This window comes from Enterobacter sp. CM29 (genome assembly GCF_013179605.1).
In the GTDB taxonomy this organism is placed as follows: Bacteria; Pseudomonadota; Gammaproteobacteria; order Enterobacterales; family Enterobacteriaceae; genus Enterobacter; species Enterobacter intestinihominis.
Genome location: NZ_JABMCU010000091.1, coordinates 1 through 17,741, shown reverse-complemented (window position 1 = coordinate 17,741; position 17,741 = coordinate 1). Strand labels below are relative to the sequence as shown.

The 17,741-nt window shown below is 54.0% G+C and carries 20 protein-coding genes; 4 read left to right on the top strand and 16 right to left on the bottom strand.

The genetic code is table 11. The annotated features are described in order from the left end of the window. From HP459_RS12910 to HP459_RS12890, 5 genes are all read right to left on the bottom strand, one after another. Positions 1-177: pyrimidine/purine nucleoside phosphorylase (locus HP459_RS12910; RefSeq protein ID WP_171936292.1), on the bottom strand; the 177-nt coding region annotated here is incomplete at its 3' end. A gap of 71 nt (positions 178-248) precedes the next feature. Next, complete coding sequence (locus tag HP459_RS12905; protein ID WP_003859133.1) at positions 249-926, bottom strand: AroM family protein; 678 nt, start codon at positions 924-926, stop codon at positions 249-251. Between the two features lie 236 nt (positions 927-1,162). After that, positions 1,163-1,354, bottom strand: coding sequence for a protein YaiA (gene yaiA / locus HP459_RS12900; RefSeq protein ID WP_003859135.1), 192 nt, complete (start codon positions 1,352-1,354; stop codon positions 1,163-1,165). Positions 1,355-1,398: 44 nt separating this feature from the next. Continuing rightward, positions 1,399-1,923 carry a shikimate kinase AroL gene (aroL, locus tag HP459_RS12895; RefSeq protein WP_023305564.1) on the bottom strand — a complete coding sequence of 175 codons (525 nt, stop codon included), beginning with the start codon at positions 1,921-1,923 and terminating at the stop codon, positions 1,399-1,401. Between the two features lie 144 nt (positions 1,924-2,067). Further along, positions 2,068-2,526 (bottom strand): YaiI/YqxD family protein, encoded by a 459-nt coding sequence (locus HP459_RS12890; protein ID WP_022647211.1) that lies wholly within the window; start codon positions 2,524-2,526, stop codon positions 2,068-2,070. Between the two features lie 97 nt (positions 2,527-2,623). Here HP459_RS12890 and proC point away from each other — a divergent pair, with 97 nt between their 5' ends. After that, a complete protein-coding gene (proC, locus tag HP459_RS12885; protein WP_038415461.1) occupies positions 2,624-3,433 on the top strand; it encodes a pyrroline-5-carboxylate reductase in 810 nt (269 codons plus the stop codon). A gap of 16 nt (positions 3,434-3,449) precedes the next feature. On the opposite strand, the gene adrA is transcribed toward proC, so the two are convergent. From adrA to HP459_RS12860, 5 genes are all read right to left on the bottom strand, one after another. Further along, positions 3,450-4,553 (bottom strand): diguanylate cyclase AdrA, encoded by a 1,104-nt coding sequence (adrA, locus tag HP459_RS12880; RefSeq protein WP_150312003.1) that lies wholly within the window; start codon positions 4,551-4,553, stop codon positions 3,450-3,452. 102 nt (positions 4,554-4,655) lie between these two features. Next, positions 4,656-4,976: a phosphate starvation-inducible protein PsiF gene (gene psiF, locus HP459_RS12875; protein ID WP_022647208.1), complete on the bottom strand. Its 321-nt coding sequence runs from the start codon at positions 4,974-4,976 to the stop codon at positions 4,656-4,658. Positions 4,977-5,270: 294 nt separating this feature from the next. Further along, the gene (gene iraP, locus HP459_RS12870) at positions 5,271-5,531 is read right to left on the bottom strand and encodes an anti-adapter protein IraP (protein ID WP_003859148.1); all 261 of its coding nucleotides are present in this window, start codon (positions 5,529-5,531) and stop codon (positions 5,271-5,273) included. A gap of 199 nt (positions 5,532-5,730) precedes the next feature. Continuing rightward, positions 5,731-6,954: a multidrug efflux MFS transporter gene (locus HP459_RS12865; RefSeq protein ID WP_150312002.1), complete on the bottom strand. Its 1,224-nt coding sequence runs from the start codon at positions 6,952-6,954 to the stop codon at positions 5,731-5,733. Positions 6,955-7,123: 169 nt separating this feature from the next. Continuing rightward, a complete protein-coding gene (locus HP459_RS12860; protein ID WP_023305560.1) occupies positions 7,124-7,807 on the bottom strand; it encodes an extensin family protein in 684 nt (227 codons plus the stop codon). A gap of 103 nt (positions 7,808-7,910) precedes the next feature. Here HP459_RS12860 and ddlA point away from each other — a divergent pair, with 103 nt between their 5' ends. Further along, positions 7,911-9,008 (top strand): D-alanine--D-alanine ligase, encoded by a 1,098-nt coding sequence (gene ddlA, locus HP459_RS12855; RefSeq protein WP_022647205.1) that lies wholly within the window; start codon positions 7,911-7,913, stop codon positions 9,006-9,008. 3 nt (positions 9,009-9,011) lie between these two features. Here ddlA and HP459_RS12850 read toward each other — a convergent pair whose 3' ends face one another. Beyond that, on the bottom strand, positions 9,012-9,230 hold the full coding sequence (locus tag HP459_RS12850; RefSeq protein WP_022647204.1) for a DUF2754 domain-containing protein: 219 nt from the start codon (positions 9,228-9,230) through the stop codon (positions 9,012-9,014). A gap of 248 nt (positions 9,231-9,478) precedes the next feature. On the opposite strand from HP459_RS12850, the gene HP459_RS12845 reads away from it, so the two are divergent. Next, entirely contained in the window at positions 9,479-9,781 is a 303-nt protein-coding gene (locus HP459_RS12845) for a DUF2755 family protein (protein WP_003859159.1), read from the top strand. Here the strand turns inward: HP459_RS12845 and HP459_RS12840 are convergent, their stop codons facing one another. The 3 genes from HP459_RS12840 to HP459_RS12830 all read right to left on the bottom strand — a co-directional run bounded on the left by HP459_RS12840 (position 9,782) and on the right by HP459_RS12830 (position 12,760). Beyond that, positions 9,782-10,879, bottom strand: coding sequence for a DUF1615 domain-containing protein (locus tag HP459_RS12840; protein WP_126503132.1), 1,098 nt, complete (start codon positions 10,877-10,879; stop codon positions 9,782-9,784). 12 nt (positions 10,880-10,891) lie between these two features. Then, positions 10,892-12,112 carry a peptide antibiotic transporter SbmA gene (gene sbmA, locus HP459_RS12835; protein ID WP_022647202.1) on the bottom strand — a complete coding sequence of 407 codons (1,221 nt, stop codon included), beginning with the start codon at positions 12,110-12,112 and terminating at the stop codon, positions 10,892-10,894. A 114-nt stretch (positions 12,113-12,226) separates the two neighbouring features. Further along, positions 12,227-12,760, bottom strand: coding sequence for an isochorismatase family protein (locus HP459_RS12830; RefSeq protein ID WP_023305557.1), 534 nt, complete (start codon positions 12,758-12,760; stop codon positions 12,227-12,229). Positions 12,761-12,964: 204 nt separating this feature from the next. On the opposite strand from HP459_RS12830, the gene ampH reads away from it, so the two are divergent. Further along, on the top strand, positions 12,965-14,125 hold the full coding sequence (gene ampH, locus HP459_RS12825) for a D-alanyl-D-alanine-carboxypeptidase/endopeptidase AmpH (protein WP_022647200.1): 1,161 nt from the start codon (positions 12,965-12,967) through the stop codon (positions 14,123-14,125). A gap of 2 nt (positions 14,126-14,127) precedes the next feature. On the opposite strand, the gene HP459_RS12820 is transcribed toward ampH, so the two are convergent. Together HP459_RS12820 and HP459_RS12815 are read right to left on the bottom strand one after the other, a co-directional pair. Further along, positions 14,128-14,754 carry a helix-turn-helix domain-containing protein gene (locus HP459_RS12820; RefSeq protein WP_171936291.1) on the bottom strand — a complete coding sequence of 209 codons (627 nt, stop codon included), beginning with the start codon at positions 14,752-14,754 and terminating at the stop codon, positions 14,128-14,130. A gap of 88 nt (positions 14,755-14,842) precedes the next feature. Then, positions 14,843-17,617 (bottom strand): autotransporter outer membrane beta-barrel domain-containing protein, encoded by a 2,775-nt coding sequence (locus HP459_RS12815; protein ID WP_171936290.1) that lies wholly within the window; start codon positions 17,615-17,617, stop codon positions 14,843-14,845. Positions 17,618-17,741: the final 124 nt, after the last annotated feature.

Sequence of the window (17,741 nt, the reverse complement as noted above, 5' to 3'; positions counted from 1 at the left end):
TTCACCCGGCAGCAGGACGTTCAGAGCGCCGCTGACCACCGTCATCTCTTCCGCTTCTGCGGTGCCAAAGGTGTATTCCCCTTCCGCCATTACGCCGACACTGGCGCGGCCAGTGCTGCTGCTGGTAAAACCAATGGATTTCACTTTACCGGAAAAGTATTCGTTACTTTGAAGCATGAACTGGCCCTTATATTTATAGAGAAAAATCCACTATAGGGGCCATGCTCATGACCTGTCACGCAAAATCATTACACCAGTAATTCTGACGCCAGGCGCGCCATCAGGACGTTAGAGAGCAGCACCGGAACATCCAGCGCCTTTTGCAGTAAATCACGATGCCGCTGATGGAAGCCCAGGCAGTCGAGCATCAGGACATCCGCCCCTCTGTCGATCAACTCCTGCCCGGCCGCAATCAGCTTCGCTTCGCTGTCCCAGAACGGGTTTGCCAGCGCGTACAACGGGGTGTGCTCCAGCGCGGCCCACTTCACCGTCTGGTTATCCAGCAGTTCTTCTACGGGAACGATCACGCCCACCTGATGACCATCAACAATTGACGCCACCAGCGGGGGGATAATCCGCATCGGTTCGAGCAGAATGGCATTACGCGCGCTGAGTCCTTTAACGGGTGCTGTGCTCATCAGCAAAATGACGTCATAGTCCTGATTGTCGAGCACTTCGATCACACCCTGTAGCGCGCGCTCAATTTTCTGGCGTGACACGTGCGCCAGTTTACCGTCACTGAGTAACGTTGCCAGGGGATCTTCCCCCTCTCCGACCGCGTAGTCTTCCATGACCTCTTCCCGACTGAGCTTCCCTAACAGACTGAGATGCGTAATTTGTTGTTCAGAGACATGCTCGGTTAAGAGCGGTAATACTTCGCTTACAGGCACCACACCAATCGTGAGGATCGCCAACGTCGCCTTCATTTTGATCGCCTTCCGTTACTACCACAACTGCCACACAAGTACAGGCTCACTACGCTGCACTGTTCATTTTTTCAACAAAACAGCACCAAGGGTAGCAGGGGATCTCTACACCGTAATGTAAAGATCGACTGGCCTTTCCGAATCCACCTGTAATAACTAAATATTAACTGCTGCTTAACATCAGCGATATGTTAAAAGTGTGATTCAGGCACGGTTGTAACGAATTCGGATTCCTGTCAGGACTTCTCAGGATCCTCATAGCGCCGTTTCGCATCCAGCGCTTCCTGTTCGGTTTCATGTTCGCTGATCAGCGAATCAGGTTTAGGGTGATCGGCACGCAGCTGGTACCAGGTTACGGTCTGATCGCCGTTACCTTTTTCAACGGTAACGATGCGGGCTTCACGTGGATAGGGAGGTCTGGTTGGCATAGCTCATCCTTTTTTTATGTCTGAGCTATGAGTATAGACGGCTGTCAGCTGGCGCAAGCCAAACGCAGGGCGGTAATAATCTGAATCGCAACTTTCTCGGGTGACGCTGACGCATCCACAACGTGGTGTGCCGCCTCGCGGTACAGTGCATCGCGTTCGGCGAGGACCTCGCTGACCTCTTCACTCAGCGGTTTCGCGGTCAGCGCCGGGCGCTGCCCCTCTTCCGGAAACGCCTCCAGCCGCCCCACCAGCGTAGAAACCGGGGCACAGAGGTAGATTACGACACCCTTTTCGCGCATAAACTGGCGGTTATACGGCGCCAGAATAATGCCTCCACCGGTCGCAATCACGGTTGACGGCGCGGTCACCGCTTCCAGCGTGGCCGTTTCGCGCGCACGAAAGCTCTCCCACCCCTCATTCTCCACGATATCGGCGATGGTCTTACCGGCATTCTCCTGGAGCCAGTGGTCAGTATCGACAAACTGACTCTGGCACAGACGCGCCAGCTCCAGACCAACGGTGGTTTTCCCACAGCCGCGAGGGCCAACTAAAAAGATGGGTGGGTTCATAACCAGGTGTTCCCCTTGCTGCCGGATAACTGAAGGCTGTAAAGAAATGATTGCAGAAGATGTTGCGCTAACTTTACTGCAAAGCGGTACGGAATGACAAGCCTGTGGAAGTCACACTGTACCACAAAACAGCCCGGAGGTGGGCTACGCCGGGCGGCGCTTCACTTCCAGCAGCCATTTATCCAGCTCGGCGGCAAACTGCTGGCGATCGCGCTGCGACAGGCTGTCCGGCCCACCGGTTTGCACGCCGCTGGAACGCAGGGTATCCATAAAATCACGCATGGTGAGCTTCTCCCGGATCGTTGCCGGAGAGTAGCGCTCGCCGCGCGGGTTAAGCGCCGCGGCCCCCTTCGCCAGCACGTCGGCAGCCAGCGGGATATCCGCCGTGATCACCAGATCTCCTGCGTCACACAGGCGTACTATCTCGTTATCTGCCACGTCGAACCCGGCCGGCACGCGCAGAGAACGAATGAACCTGGAGGGCGGCACGCGGATATTCTGGTTCGCCACCAGCGTCATCGGCATCTGCACCCGCTCGGCGGCGCGGAATAAAATCTCTTTAATCACATTCGGACACGCGTCCGCATCAACCCAAATCGCCATAGTGTCTCCCCATTATGATTCTGGCGACTATTGTCGCCTGCATTTCGTTGTTAAGCTATCAATGAGAGATAACAACGCATAATAACGGAGAGACGTGATGGATAAGAAAATCGGGTTTATCGGCTGCGGAAACATGGGTAAAGCTATTCTCGGTGGACTGATAGCCAGCGGCCAGGTGCTGCCGGGGCAGATTTGGGTCTATACCCCATCCCCGGATAAAGTCGCGGCGCTGCGTGATGAGTATGGTATCAACGCCGCCGAAAGCGCGCAGGAAGTGGCTCAGGTGGCGGACATTGTCTTTGGCGCCGTTAAGCCGAATATCATGATTAAAGTCCTGAGCGAGATCACCTCCAGCCTGAACAAAGAGAGCCTGGTGGTGTCGATTGCCGCAGGCGTGACCCTCGACCAGCTCGCCCGCGCGCTGGGGCACGACCGTAAGATTGTTCGCGCCATGCCAAACACCCCGTCGCTGGTAAATGCCGGTATGACCTCCGTTACCCCGAACGCGCTGGTTACTTCTGAAGAGGTGGCGGATGTATTGAACATTTTCCGCTGCTTCGGCGAAGCGGAAGTGATTGCCGAACCGATGATCCACCCGGTTGTCGGCGTGAGCGGTTCTGCCCCGGCGTATGTCTTTATGTTTATCGAAGCCATGGCCGATGCCGCCGTACTTGGCGGTATGCCGCGCGCGCAGGCCTACAAATTTGCAGCGCAGGCGGTGATGGGCTCGGCCAAAATGGTGCTGGAAACGGGTAAACATCCGGGCGAACTGAAAGATATGGTGTGCTCGCCGGGTGGCACAACCATTGAAGCCGTGCGCGTGCTGGAAGAGCGCGGGTTCCGCTCCGCCGTGATCGAGGCGATGGAAAAATGCATGGAAAAATCAGAGAAGCTGAGTAAGTCCTGATGCATTACGCCGGGCGTCAGGCGGCCACTTCGGTGCGACCCCGTCCGGCATTTTTGGCTTTATAGAGGGCCACGTCCGCGGCCTTTAGCCATTCACGATAGTGCGTGAACTGCGCCCCCCAGGGGGCAACCCCAACGCTGATACACAACCTCGCCATAGGTGCTCCGTGCAGCGGCATGTTGACCAGCCTTTCATGGACGCGCGCCATCGCCGCAATCGCGTTGTCGGCAGGCGTGCCTGACATGATCACCGCAAATTCATCTCCCCCGAAGCGGCCAATATAATCGCCTGCGCGCAGGGTCAGCTGAAGCTGGCGCGTGATGGCGACAATCGCTTCATCCCCCACGTCATGCCCCCAGGTGTCGTTGATCGTCTTGAAGTGATCGATATCGATGAGCAGTATCGTCGCCTGTCGATGGCTGCGACGGCAGGCCTCAAATTCGTTACGCAGCAACGTTTCCCAGTGACGGCGATTGAACACGCCGGTCATTCCGTCGCGGGTACTCATCAGCTCAAGCCGACGCTTATGCTCTGCCAGCCGGATCGCCGTGCGGTGGCTAAGCCAGGCAAACAGCATGGGGTAGACCACCAGCACGGGGAGCGTCAGCCACAACGCCAGCGGTTCAGAGGTCAATAGCACAGGAGTACCCGTGGATTGCACGGTGAGCAGGGCAGACAGAGCAAGCAGCGCAAGTCCTGTCAGAAATAAGCGGCATCCCCCCGATCCCATCATGTTCATGCCGATCATCACGATCAGCGCCGCCGTTGGCAGCGCATTGAACCCTATTAATCCCATCCAGACGCCAGCAATGATGGCATCGATTTTCAGATTAACGATTTCACCGCCGTGGGGGCAGGTCGAACGAAAAGCCAGCTGCCAGGCCAGATGGGGCCAGACAAAGACCCAGCCCACCAATAGCAACCACCAGACGCCAGAAAGAAGCTGACTCACCAGAACGCTGGCAAGCGGAACAAACAGCGCCGCCAGACCAACGATGCGTGCCAGCCGTATTCGCCGGGCAAATCGCAGACCGGAACGGTATGAGTCATCCTGAGAAAGCTGCTGATACCACGCTTCCCGAATGTTCTCGTGATTGTCATAAAACTCATCATTCATCATTTTTGGGAATATTCTGAAACATTTTCCCAAATTATAGAGAGGGGGATAGCGAGGAAAGTATGAAATTTTGGGTGAGCCACAGCCGTGACTCACCCGTTAGCACTACGCCTGTTTTTTCAGGCACGCGCTCATAAACTTGCTGCGATCGTCGCCTTTCAGCATCTGCTGTGTCGCCTGGGCATTGCACTCGCGCATTTTTTGCTGCTGCGGGGTCAGGCTTTTTTCACCCGGTTTGGTCGTACCATTTTTAAGGCAGTCGCTCATATACGTTTTACGGGCATCCCCTTTCAGACTTTGCGAGGTCGCCTGTTGGTTACAGGTCGTCATGCGCTGCTGCTGGGGCGTTAACGTTTTCTCTTCCGCATGTGCTGAGGCGATCAGACACAGGCCAGAGAGCAGGGTAACCAGTATTGTTGTTTTCATTGCACCATCCTTTATGTGAAGTTCCACGTTAAGTCTGGTTCGTTACGGGAAAAAAACCACCCTGCGGCCATGATTTTCACCGTGATTCAGGGTTATTTCAGTCCCGTCGCAGCGCGATTATTATTAACCGGTTTCGCAGGAACGGAGGAGGTAATTACGAGCGAGTTTAATGCGGTGAAAAGTGTGCTCTGCTTCATTTTAATTTCCCCATGGTAACGGGGTAAAAATAAAAACAGAGCGACGCCAGGCATCCTGCATGACAATTCTGTGACACGTCATTTCACCTCTGGCCGGTTAACTGCGAGGATGCCTTAAAAGCTTCTTTACGTATTGCTGAAGCAGCTCCGCGTCCTCTGCGGGCACCTGTGAATCAGGGCGAGCTTTTTCCAGCGCGCCTTCAACGTTGTCGATCAACGCCTCCTGCTCTGGTTTTGCCATCTGTCGCAGCAGCGCCGTTACAACGATTTCCAGCGCCTCGACCTGGGCAACCAGCTCTTTCGACTCTTCTTCCTTTTGGGCAAGCTTAACCAACAACTCAGCAATGAGATTTTTCATGGTGCTATGTCCTTATGTGATTTCCCCTGAAATTAACACCCTCACTGAATAATGAAAAGCATGGATTGGTTTTATCTTATGCAAAAGTGACATTGCTGCCAAAAAAGATATTTCGGAGCGCAAGCGAAACGTTTTTCTAAAAGACAGGAGCCGCATTTCGTTATATAAAAATGCGGCCATCATAAGAATTAATAATATATTATCGTGTTTGTCGGCCTGACTTTGCCTCAGCGATTCGCCGGCGACGGCGCAAGGCAAAGGCCAGTTGAATAATATTGAGAAGCACCACCACCGCCGTCGCGGCAAATACCCAGCGGAAACCCGCCATCGCCGAGACCGAGGCGCCAATAAGCGGGCCCGCTACGTTGCCTAAATACATGAACGACTGGTTGTAGCCAAAAATGCGGCCGGTTACCTGGTCACTGGAATATTTCACCAGCAGCGTCTGTACAGCGGGCAGCATAGCACCATCCGCGAAGCCAAGCAGGAAGCGCAACACCCCGAGCTGAAGCGGTGTTGTGACGAACGACATGGCAAAGAAAAGGATCACCGCAATAATGAGCGTTGCCATCAGAATGCGTGCCGTACCGATCCTGTCGCCCAGTTTCCCCAGACGCGGAGCGGACATCAGCGCCGACACGCCCGGCACGGCGGCAATCATCCCGCTCAGAAAAGCAATGTTGCTGCTGTCCGGTGCCATCGACTTGATAAACAGCGCCAGAATCGGTCCCACCGAGCCGTTACAGAGCTGGATCACCATCGTTGTCACAAAAAGGCTAATCATCAGGCCAGGATAAGGTAGCGAGGCGAAAACCGCCTTTCCGCTCAGGCGTTCTGATTTGCTGACGACAGGCCGACCGCCCTCTTTAATCAGAAAAAGGGTGACCAGAAAGCTGACCGTTAGCAGGATGGCGGTAATGATAAAGACCGCACGCAGCCCAACATGGTCAGCCAGGAAGCCGCCGAGCAGGGGGCCGCCAATTACACCGCTAATCTGGGCCGTGGAAAGCGTGCTGAGTGCCCAGCCGCTCCGCTCGCGGGGTACCTGTGAGGCCACCAGCGCCATGGCATTCGGAATGTACCCGGAGGTCAGCCCCATTATCGCCCGCAGAATAAACAGCTGCCAGACGTTGGTAGCGAAGGCCTGGAGCAAAATGGCTATCGCCATCCCCAGCGAGGCGCGGAGCAACATCAACTTGCGCCCCTTGCGATCCGCAAGGCTGCCCCACATCGGTGACACAATGGCGGACACCAGAAACGTCACGCTGAACGTCAGGCCGGACCACATAGAGAGCGCTTCATGGGAAGTGACCCCCAGCTGCGACACGTAAAGCGGCAGGAAGGGCAATATCTGGCTGATAGCCAGTCCGGTGAAGAAGCAGCCGAACCAGACTGAAATGAGGTTAACTTTCCAGGATTCCATAACAGAAATAGTCTTCATTTTTAGGCGAATTCGCCGACAGATTAGCAAGTTACGCGCAATGACATAGCGCCAGAGATGCGGCCTTGCAGACTTTGGTGTTTTATCTTCCCAGTCATCATATTTGTGAGATAAGTCACAATCTATCCAATTTTCGGCGGAAGATTATGCTTCATCGACATAAGCCATAGCCGCGCATTCCCAGATGGAAATGGTTGGCATGGGCGGCATTGTAGTCCGGCCCCAGACCGTTACCGTAATAGCCGCAGCTTGCCGACAGCAGCGCCTGTAGCCAGGGCTGCGTCTTTTCCGCTTTCCAGCCGTTGAGGACGGTAACACGCTGTCCGTTTGCCAGCCTGAAAGCGCTGATATCCAGCGCATCCGCCGTGGCATGTTCGCTGCGCCGCGCATCCGGGCGGCTGTAGATATTGCGGCAGGCGAAGCTGCCCAGATGTTCAATACGCGTAAGCTCGCTGCCGGTCCAGGTTTTGGTGAGCGGCCGGGCCTGCTGGCTGACAAACAGCGCCGAGCTTAACGCCAGCGGGCAACTGGCAAGGAAGCTGCTGTTCAGGCTCACTGGGCCAAAATCGCGCACGCGCACCACGTTACTCAGCGGACATTCCCCGGCGCTGTCAGCGACCGCCTGGGTACGGATAAGCTGGCGTTGATTCGCCTGCGCTAACAGGTTTTCGCACGCCTGCGGCGTTAAGCGCCGGAGTTTAAACTGGGTTATTTTTCCAGGCGGATCGTCAAGCGTAAGCGGCACGAAAGGGTTGTAATGCGGCGGCAACCAGCGGTAGCCCACCGTGGCGATCCCGGCAATAACAATAAGAATAAGCAGACCTTTTCCTTTCACGCGCCCCCCTTCAACATCCCTCAAACATTATGGCAGAAGGCCGCGAAACCCGCCGGGCATCGTGGTATGTTATTGGCTTTTCGTCAGACTGGAAGAGAGTGAGATGGCAAAGCAGCGCGTAGGTATTGTCTTTGGGGGAAAATCATCAGAGCACGAGGTGTCATTGCAATCGGCTAAAAATATCGTTGATGCGATTGATAAAAGCCGTTTTGACGTGGTGCTGCTGGGCATTGATAAACAGGGCCAATGGCATGTTAACGATGCCAGCCAGTATCTGTTACACGCTGATGATCCGGCGCGCATCGCCCTTAATCCTTCTGATATCAGCGTCGCAACGGTTCCAGGCGTGGCACAGGGACAGCTTATCGATGCCGGGAACGCGCAGGCGCTGGCACAGATTGACGTGGTGTTCCCTATCGTTCACGGCACGCTGGGCGAAGACGGCTCCCTGCAAGGCATGTTGCGGATGGCGAACCTGCCGTTTGTCGGCTCCGATGTGCTGGGTTCTGCCGCCTGCATGGATAAAGACGTCACAAAACGTCTGCTGCGCGACGCCGGTCTGAATATTGCACCGTTCGTCACGCTCACTCGCGCCAACCGCGATAAACACAGCTTCGCGCAGATCCAGGCGCAACTCGGCCTGCCGCTGTTCGTGAAACCGGCGAATCAGGGCTCGTCCGTCGGCGTCAGCAAAGTCACCAGCGAAGCACAGTTTAACGATGCCGTTCGTCTGGCCTTTGAGTTTGACCACAAGGTGGTGGTTGAGCAGGGAATTAACGGGCGCGAAATTGAGTGCGCCGTACTGGGTAACGACTTCCCGCAGGCGAGTACCTGTGGTGAAGTGGTGCTGAATAGCGACTTCTACTCCTACGACACCAAATATATTGACGACAAAGGTGCCCAGGTTGTGGTTCCCGCCGCGCTCGATCCTGACGTTAACGACAAGATCCGGGCGATCGCCGTTGAAGCCTATCAGGCGCTGGGATGCAGTGGGATGGCGCGCGTCGATGTGTTTCTGACGGCGGATAACGAGGTAGTGATTAACGAAATCAACACCCTGCCGGGCTTTACCAATATCAGCATGTACCCGAAATTGTGGCAGGCCAGCGGAATAAGCTATCCGGAACTGATCACCCGCCTGATTGAACTGGCGCTGGAGCGTCACGCCGCTGACAGCGCCCTGAAAAGCTCTGTTAACTGACGGTTAGTCGGCTTTCTCTGCCGTCGTCTCATCGGGACGACGGCGGATAATGAATCCCGCCAGCCAGAAACTGATTACCCAGGTCACCAGCCCAACCGCATAGGTTTGCCAGCCCTTCGCTTCAAATCCCAGCAGCCCGACAACACCATTGAGTATAAAAATCAGCCCGATCGCAAAGGCGTAGTAATGCCAGTCACGGCGTAGTTTGGAAGTGAGCTTCATGACAACTCCGGCAGAAAAAAAACTATCCTCTCACAGTTTGATAAAGCCGTCTGTGGCGGATACGTAAATTCTGAAAAGCAGCGTAGTTTCACTTATGTTATCAATTTGTGACGTGATGCAGAAATCGACAATCCAGGAGAAATCCTGAGCCGAATTTCCCACGATTCTGATATTGACAAATGCTATGACCTGTCACACTCACCCTGTACGACGCGTATTAAAACAGAGTGATATTTTCGGGAGGTCTTATGGCAGACTTTACATTGTCGAAACCGATTTTTGGCGGAAAACAACCAAAAACCTCCACGGCGGGGAATATTGCCTATGCCCTGTTTGTTCTGTTTTGTTTCTGGGCAGGAACCCAACTGCTGAATATGCTGGTGCATGCCCCTGGCGTGTATGAGCATCTGATGCAGGTGCAGGATACCGGCCGCCCGCGCGTTGAAATCGGTTTAGGCGTGAGCACCGTATTCGGGCTCATTCCCTTCCTCGCGGGCAGCATGGTTCTGGGCGTGATTGCGCTCGTGCTGCGCTGGCGCAACCGCCACTGATTACAGTCCCATACAGCGAGCCCGACGATCGTCCACGCGTTTTGCGAACCATGCGGTCGTCAGGTTACGCGTGATCTTCGGGCTTTCAAGCTGAATGCCTGGCAGAATGGCTCTGGGTAGTGCCTTTCCACTTTTCTTCTCTGCAAGCGCGAAAACCTGCTTATACAGATCCGTTTTCTCAAACGCCAGGCTGTCACCCTTCTCCAGCTGTCGGCGAATGTCACTGTTGCTCATCTCCAGTTTCGTCGAAAGTTTTCGCACTGCCCGTTCGGTGGACCCTGCCTCGCTGCTGCCGTAAGCAATGAGATCGCCATCCAAAGCGAGCTTCACACCGCTGGCGCGGCTTACCGCATTCTGGAAGGCTGCATTTCGGCTGGCATACCAGCCCGCATTAAAGTCGGCAAAGCGATACAGCGGTTTATCGTAGCTGGCCGGATAATTCAGCAGGTGATACGTCCCAAACCACAGCCCACCGCGCAGGGAGAAGACTTCCTGACGCACCGTACCGTCGATATCCCACGGATAGCCGTCGGTATGCTTTTCCGCAAATGCGATGCTTACCTGCATCGGACCGCCGGTATGTACCGGATTCAGCGAGCCAAACAGCTTCTGCCCCATCGGCACCATATTGATGAAATCATCGAAAATGGCGCTGAGCTGCCTCTCGGTTTTCACCGTATCCAGCCGTTCGCTGTAGCTTTTCCCGTTTGGCGAGGTGATTTTAAGGGCGGTATGTACCAGGAAAACCGGGATATGCATCGATTCGGCCCGGCGGTCGATCTCCTTCCAGGCGATTTTGTTCAGGCCAGGCACAACAGGATCTGACTGATACATCGATTCCTGCTGCGCCACCGCCAGTACAGAGCAGATGTTCTCCTCGGTAGGCGCGATCTTCTGACTTTTGAAGGTCGTTGCCAGCGCATCAGCCCACTCACTGCGATCCTTCACGCTGGCGGGCATTTTTTGCCGCACCACGCTCGCCACATCAACGGGCTTCTCCCCTTCTTTGAGCGGGGTAGCCCCTTTCTCGGCACAGCCCGCCAGCACGACGGCGGCGAGTAACGTCAGCGGTAATGCACGTGGTACGGCAAATGGCATAGCAATTCCTTTTTAACCTAATGTATGGGTGACTTCCTGCAAATCCTTATCGTCCAGCTCACGCTCGAAACTGCGTAAACGTTTGTAGATGGACATCAGCTCCACCAGCGTAGTCCAGGAGCTAATCAGGTACTGGAACGAACCGCGAACCTGACCAAAAACGTTGGTGATCTGGGTCATCAGACCGAGCGTAATCGTACCCGCAACGATGGACGGGAACAGCAGGAACAACCCGAAAACGTTATCAACCTGAAGATAAAGGATGCGCGCGATATTGAAATACATGTAATGGAAATAGAGGCGGAAGTAATTACGACGTACGGCGCCAAACAGCTCACGCACGGTAGGCGGTGACGCACGGTTGGGATCGTCTTCACCATACACCAGCTCTTTACGGTAGGCCGCTTCCACGCGCTGGTTTTTAAATTCCAGCCCCGGCAGCTTGATCCCCACCACTGCCAGCAGTCCCGTTCCCATCAGCGACCAGACAATCGCGGCAATGACCAGGCCGTACGGCAGATGGCCGACAATCGGCAGTTCCGGAACGTGGGATGAGAGCGTCACCAGCACCGGCAGGAAGGCGATCAGCGTCATGATGGCATTAATAAAGCTCACGCCCATATCTTCGAGTGTAGAGGCAAAACGCATGGTGTCTTCCTGCACACGCTGTGCGGCACCTTCGATATGACGCAGGTGCTGCCAGTGCGCCATATAGTGTTCGTTCATCGCGGTACGCCAGCGGAACACATAGTGACTGACGAAAAAGTTATTCATCACGCCGATCACCACGGCGATGAGGGCGATGCCGAGGAAGATCCCCACCTCATGGTAGAACTGGTTAATGGTCACTTTATGCGGCGAACTCAGCGCCGTCTGGATCAGATCGTAAAACGGCGCATACCAGGCGTTGACCGCCACGCCCACTTCCACCAGGAACCAGGTGACAAAGATGATTAACGACGTGCCGAGAATCGACCAGTATTGCCAGCGGTGAGGCGAATAGATAAACCAGAACATGGCAAAAAGCCCCACGCAGAGCATGTAATAGGCGTAGAAAAGCAGATAGCTCATGGACCAGAAGCGCGCAGCGCTAATGGGAATGTCGCCCGTTGCCCCCGTAAGACGGGTCAGCCACGCGCCGCCACCGGCCTGCCAGAAAATGACAGCCAGCAGTGCCCAAATAAATGCCGACAGGAAAAAGGGCCCCGGCTTTGGGAAAAAAGACTTAAACATTGTGCTTCCTTCTTGTTGTTATGGCTGTTGCTGTGTTTAACATATCGCCACACGAAACCTTGCCTGGGCCAGCCTCCCGGCTCAGGCAAAAAAGTCAGACCTGCGGGTGAATTATTAGTTCGCTTTCCAGTTTTCAAGAATTGTTTCGGTGCGTTTCACCGAAGGCGGGTTGGCAGGGGCGATGAAGTTACGCCAGACATCGTTATAGTGCGCGATCAGAACCTGGGCATCGGCCGCTGGACGATTGGCCGTGGTGTGGGCATCCTCCGCAACCGTGATGTGGTAGCCCCGGCTGACACCGTTTTTAAAGGTGGCATCGACACAATAATCCGTCGCGCAGCCGCAGATAATAAATTCATCGATCTCCTGTTCGCGCAACAGTGCCTCGAGCGAAGTGTTATAGAAGGCATCGCAAGCGGTCTTCGTGACGTAAAACGCCCCTGCCGGCTGGTTGAGATCGGGCAGCAATGCAAACCCTTCGCTCCCCTCCTCTAGCCCGCCAGCTTCAGTATGCTGTATGAAAATAACGGCCTCAGCAGCCTGGGTAAGCTGATTGATCAGTGAGACACATTTCTCACTCTGATGGCGCGGCGTCTTAAACACCCCATTCTGCATATCAACCACCAAAACCACACGCTTTTCAGACATACCGTTCTCCGCAATAATGAATGTAACTGGTGACTATCATAAGCCCGATGTCACAAAATGGGAGTCTGGCCGTAAGTAAATTGTGCAAATTTACCCACGGTTACGTTTTTCTCGCTATCGTTATGCAAATCGGACGATTGCCCGACGCCGATTAGTAGTATAACTACCCGTAACTCTCCTTATTCACTGGATGGATGCTTTTCGTTGAAACGTTGTCTGCTCTCTTTCGCCGCGCTGTGTGCGGTGAGCCTGTCCACCGCCCAGGCAGCACAGCCTCTGACGGCACCGGTTCTGGCCTCTGACATTGCCGATCGCTATGCGAACCTTATTTATTACGGCAGTGGTGCAACGGGAATGGCGCTGGTCGTGATCGACGGTAACCAGCGGGTGTTTCGCAGCTTCGGTGAGACACGACCGGGAAATAACGTTCGCCCGCAGCTGGATTCCGTTATCCGTGTCGCGTCGATAACCAAGCTGATGACCAGCGAAATGCTGGTGAAATTGCTCGATCAGGGCGTGGTAAAACTCGACGATCCGCTCAGCAAATATGCGCCACCCGGCGCTCGCGTTCCGACATATCAGGGAACGCCGATCAGGCTGGTGAACCTGGCGACCCATACCAGCGCCCTGCCGCGAGAACAGCCCGGTGGCGCTGCGCATCGCCCTGTCTTTGTCTGGCCAACTCGCGAACAACGCTGGAACTACCTGAGCACCGCAACGCTGAAATCGGCCCCGGGTTCTCAGGCTGGCTATTCTAACCTGGCGTTTGATCTGCTGGCCGACGCGTTAGCAACGGCTTCAGGTAAGCCTTACCCTCAGCTGTTTGAAGAGCAAATCACGCGTCCGCTCGGAATGAAAGATACTACTTACACCCCCTCCCCGGACCAGTGCAAGCGTCTGATGGTGGCGGAAAAAGGGGCCAGCCCGTGTAATAACACGCTGGCAGCCATTGGCAGCGGTGGGGTTTACTCTACGCCTGGCGACATGATGCGCTGGATGCAACAGTTCCTCTCATCGGATTTTTACGCGCGCAGTAATCAGGCCGACCGAATGCAGACGCTCATCTACCAGCGTGCTCAGTTACGTCGCGTCATTGGTATGGATGTTCCCGGTAAAGCCGATGCCCTCGGCATGGGCTGGGTATATATGGCGCCAAAAGATGGTCGCCCGGGTATTATTCAAAAAACCGGTGGGGGTGGCGGATTCATCACCTACATGGCGATGATTCCGCAATCAAACGTGGGCGCTTTTGTGGTGGTCACCCGGTCACCGAACACCCGCTTCGTGAATATGAGTGATGGCGTAAATAACCTTGTAGCCGAGCTGAGCGCCAATAAAGCGCAGGTACTTACGGCCGCTAACTGAGCTTAATAGTCCGTGGGCAAACGGTTGATACTGATCAGTTTGCCCCGGCTCATATTGATGTAGTTCCCCTGACGCAGCGCCGCCAGAACCTCCGCAACCACCGAACGTGATATACGCGTGCTACGCTGAATATGATTCATCACACCAATTTTTGAGCGTAGCGTGTCATCCCACTCGGCCATATTGATTAGCATCGCCCGAATTTGGCTATACGAATTATTTCCGACCAGCTGGATATCACGTTTTCCCAGTAAATGATTTAGCCATGAAAGCCAGCAGAATGCTTCTTGCCAGAGTTGCGCTTCTTGAATAATTTCGCATGCAGTAGAGGCTGGCAAATAAAATCCGGAACAAGGTGTTTGTGCCATCAGGGAATATTCAAGATAGCTGTCATTAATCCATGCACTTAATCCATGAATATAGGGTGCCCGTGCAATACCCACGAGTAATTCATCTGATTTACGGTGAACGACTGTCAGGCCGGATTGTATTACAAATGTCAATGGTTCATCATCATTATTGCCGGTAGTTATAAATTGTTGTGGTTCCGTTTTAAATGGGGTACCGGCGACTTCCAGACACTTTATGAGCCGGCTTAATTCAGAAAGTGGTTTCGCATTAACGTTCATGCATACCTCAAGTCATCTGTATATGTCGGTTCTTTATTATTTTTAAAGCACATAAAAAAGCGGGGGCAAAATCCCCCGCGTTTTTTTCTTACCAGGTATATTTCACACCCAGGTTTGCTCCCCAGTTCTGGTCAACGTCGCCGCCGCCCAGATAAGTCGCATCAGTGTAAGCACTGAAGTTTTTCGTGAAGCTGAACTGAGTGCCCAATCCCACGCGAACCGCAGAGCCTTCCACGCCGTTGTCAATGCTGTCATTGTTGATATCAGCATTGTTGTCGGCATCGTCATACACGTAAGCCAGCTTGAAGTAAGGGGTTAATGCCTGCTCGCCACCGTAGTTGAAGGTATAACCTGCATCCACGCCGAGCTCATAACGCATACTGTCGTAAGACTGGCCATCGATACGCATGTCGTTGCTTAACTGATAGTCATCACCGGACTGGAACAGGCCAGAGATCGCCGCGTAAGGCGTGACGTAGCCAGACAGGTTTGGTTTCCAGTCATAGCCCAGTTTCATCCCGAAACCAACGGCGTCAGTCGTGGTATTACCGTCAACATACTGACCGTTGCTCATGGTAGCAGAGAGGTCGTTGTTGAAGCGGGTGTAGCTCATGGAGCTGTCGAGGAAGATGTCGTTCATGAACTTCGCCGACGCGTAGATCATCGCAGTCTGGCTGTCCTGATCGACCTGACCAGTACGATTGCTGATATCACCCTTCGCGAAACCAGCCGCACCACCGACAATCCACTTCGCGTTATTACCGTCGATCTGAGTATCCAGACCCACCATAATGCCGCTTACGTCCTGATCGTAGCTAACGGTGCCATTATCCGCGTCAAAGTTGCCGCCAAAATAGCTCACCCATGCGCCGCCGTTATCTGCCAGGCCATGACGGCTGTTGGTCAGACGGGTACCCACGGTATCCTGTTGCAGATTCCAGATGTTGGTATTAGCAGAAGGAATGCTCAGCGCCATGTTGGCGTAGTCAGTCAGCTCTTCCTGCTGGAGAACAACGGTGTCACCCTTCTGCTGCGCCTGATAGGTGTATGCACCTAAATCAGCTTTGTTTGCCGCAGTAAAGCTGGCAGCGGTATCCGCGTTATTGTCATAGACGCGAATGATCTCTTTGTTTTTGTAGTCAGCTACGGAGCCTGCACCGGTCGCATCGTCGATGCGCACTTTATAGTTACCGGCAACGTCACCGTTCACCGCCAGATGGCCGTCAGAGTTCAGCGCGACAACACCATAGTCGTAGTCCGCTTTATGGCTATCGTTGGTGATATAGCGTGCGTTGTTCAGGTCGCTGTTCAGCACATAATCGCGGCTGGCAACGTTGAGCACACCGCCATCGGTCAGCACCATATTGTGCGTATCAACCTGACCCAGACCCAGCGCCAGCTCTGCACCGTTGTCTACAGTAATGGTGTTGGCATACAGTTCTGCCGTCTCTTCAGTCAGTGCCGCACGGCTGTAGCTATCCAGATACAAGCTGTCGGTTGCCACGGCACCGCTGTCGCCAATATTCAAGGTCGAAGCATTGGTCAGGGTGATGGAATCTGCCAGCAGGCCGGAGTTTTCAACATTGACCTGAGACTGGTTGTTCACCGTCAGTGCATCGATGTTGGAGATCTTGCGGGTATCCCACTCGGAACCGTTATCCAGCGCCACGTTGAACAGGCCGCTCTGATACACCTCTTCACCGGCAACGTGACCGTTGCTGTCAAAGGTAGAATCAGGCCAGATGCTATTCGGGGACAATGCGTGCCAGTCTACGTTGCTGTAGCCCTGGCCATACATCTGCGCAGTGCCGATAGCTTCAACGCTGGACTGCGCTGCACCCACCCACTTACTGCCGTTGGTCAGCGTGACATCCAGTTTATCGGTACCATCCCAGCCGTTGGTGGTTGGGTTATAGACGCCATCTTCTGTGGTATCCGTTGCCGGATCGCCATTCTCGTAGAAGTTGTTATCAAAGGTGCTGGAGAAAAGAATGTCACCCGTAACGGTAGAGTGATCGAAGGTAGCGGTGGTCTGCATGGCGTTATCAGACGCACTGGCAGCAACGATCAGCGCCGCATCATCCGCAGCCGTGGCGTTGGTTTCACCGTAGTCGCTCGGCTTCGCCGTTTGACCGTAGAAGCCGCTGGTGCCCAGATCGCTGTATGCGCCAGAGGTCAGCACAGAGTCTTTCACCACCAGCGTATCGGTAAAGATATTGCTGCTGTTAGCAACGCCTTCAACACCGTCGTATGGCGTGTTATCAAGCTCCTGATAACCCTGCGTCAGCGTGATGCCCGCGATGTGGGAATTGTTCTGAATAACGATATCAGACTCAACATCCAGGGTGATGGCGTTACCCAGACCATAGGTGTCCAGATAATGCGTTTCAGTGGTATCGCCATTAACGACATCATACGCATAATGCTCGTAGGTATCGTTGATGGTGGAGTTATCAACAGTCAGGCTAAAACGATCGTACTGGGTATGCGTAGTGCCGTCAGTATCCACGCCTTCTGCACACGTCGTGGTCATACACTCTGACGTGATCATGCCGTTAATGGTGCTGTTAGAAATACTCAACGCGTTCGCACGGCCATTGACACCATCATCCAGATAGTATGTCGAAATAACTCCGTTTACGGTTGATTTATTGATGACTGGATAAATGTCACCATCATGTGTGGCATCTGAATAATCCCAGTCAGCATAACCATAATACCAGGGCGTGGACGCAGTATTGTCATATCCAAAAGTATTATATGTCGTGCCGGATATATCTTTCGCATTGGCCTGAGAAGCGATAGCCAGTGTGCAGGCTAATGCAAGTTGTGATACAACCAGTTTCTTTTTCCATGTTTGCATTGGGTCATCCCTCCTCAGGGACGTAAGCAAGTTTGTCCATCAAATCATTTGGCAACGTTTAATTGCGGAAGGAATTATGCAGTTTCACTTCGAAAAGGTTCAATGAATGATTCCATTAAGTCCG

Coding starts and splice junctions, on each gene's coding strand:
- HP459_RS12905 (WP_003859133.1), bottom strand. CDS start 926: ATGAAGGCGACGTTGGCGATCCTCACGATTGGTGTGGTGCCTGTAAGC.
- yaiA (WP_003859135.1), bottom strand. CDS start 1,354: ATGCCAACCAGACCTCCCTATCCACGTGAAGCCCGCATCGTTACCGTT.
- aroL (WP_023305564.1), bottom strand. CDS start 1,923: ATGAACCCACCCATCTTTTTAGTTGGCCCTCGCGGCTGTGGGAAAACC.
- HP459_RS12890 (WP_022647211.1), bottom strand. CDS start 2,526: ATGGCGATTTGGGTTGATGCGGACGCGTGTCCGAATGTGATTAAAGAG.
- proC (WP_038415461.1), top strand. CDS start 2,624: ATGGATAAGAAAATCGGGTTTATCGGCTGCGGAAACATGGGTAAAGCT.
- adrA (WP_150312003.1), bottom strand. CDS start 4,553: ATGATGAATGATGAGTTTTATGACAATCACGAGAACATTCGGGAAGCG.
- psiF (WP_022647208.1), bottom strand. CDS start 4,976: ATGAAAACAACAATACTGGTTACCCTGCTCTCTGGCCTGTGTCTGATC.
- iraP (WP_003859148.1), bottom strand. CDS start 5,531: ATGAAAAATCTCATTGCTGAGTTGTTGGTTAAGCTTGCCCAAAAGGAA.
- HP459_RS12865 (WP_150312002.1), bottom strand. CDS start 6,954: ATGGAATCCTGGAAAGTTAACCTCATTTCAGTCTGGTTCGGCTGCTTC.
- ddlA (WP_022647205.1), top strand. CDS start 7,911: ATGGCAAAGCAGCGCGTAGGTATTGTCTTTGGGGGAAAATCATCAGAG.
- HP459_RS12850 (WP_022647204.1), bottom strand. CDS start 9,230: ATGAAGCTCACTTCCAAACTACGCCGTGACTGGCATTACTACGCCTTT.
- HP459_RS12845 (WP_003859159.1), top strand. CDS start 9,479: ATGGCAGACTTTACATTGTCGAAACCGATTTTTGGCGGAAAACAACCA.
- HP459_RS12840 (WP_126503132.1), bottom strand. CDS start 10,879: ATGCCATTTGCCGTACCACGTGCATTACCGCTGACGTTACTCGCCGCC.
- sbmA (WP_022647202.1), bottom strand. CDS start 12,112: ATGTTTAAGTCTTTTTTCCCAAAGCCGGGGCCCTTTTTCCTGTCGGCA.
- HP459_RS12830 (WP_023305557.1), bottom strand. CDS start 12,760: ATGTCTGAAAAGCGTGTGGTTTTGGTGGTTGATATGCAGAATGGGGTG.
- HP459_RS12820 (WP_171936291.1), bottom strand. CDS start 14,754: ATGAACGTTAATGCGAAACCACTTTCTGAATTAAGCCGGCTCATAAAG.
- HP459_RS12815 (WP_171936290.1), bottom strand. CDS start 17,617: ATGCAAACATGGAAAAAGAAACTGGTTGTATCACAACTTGCATTAGCC.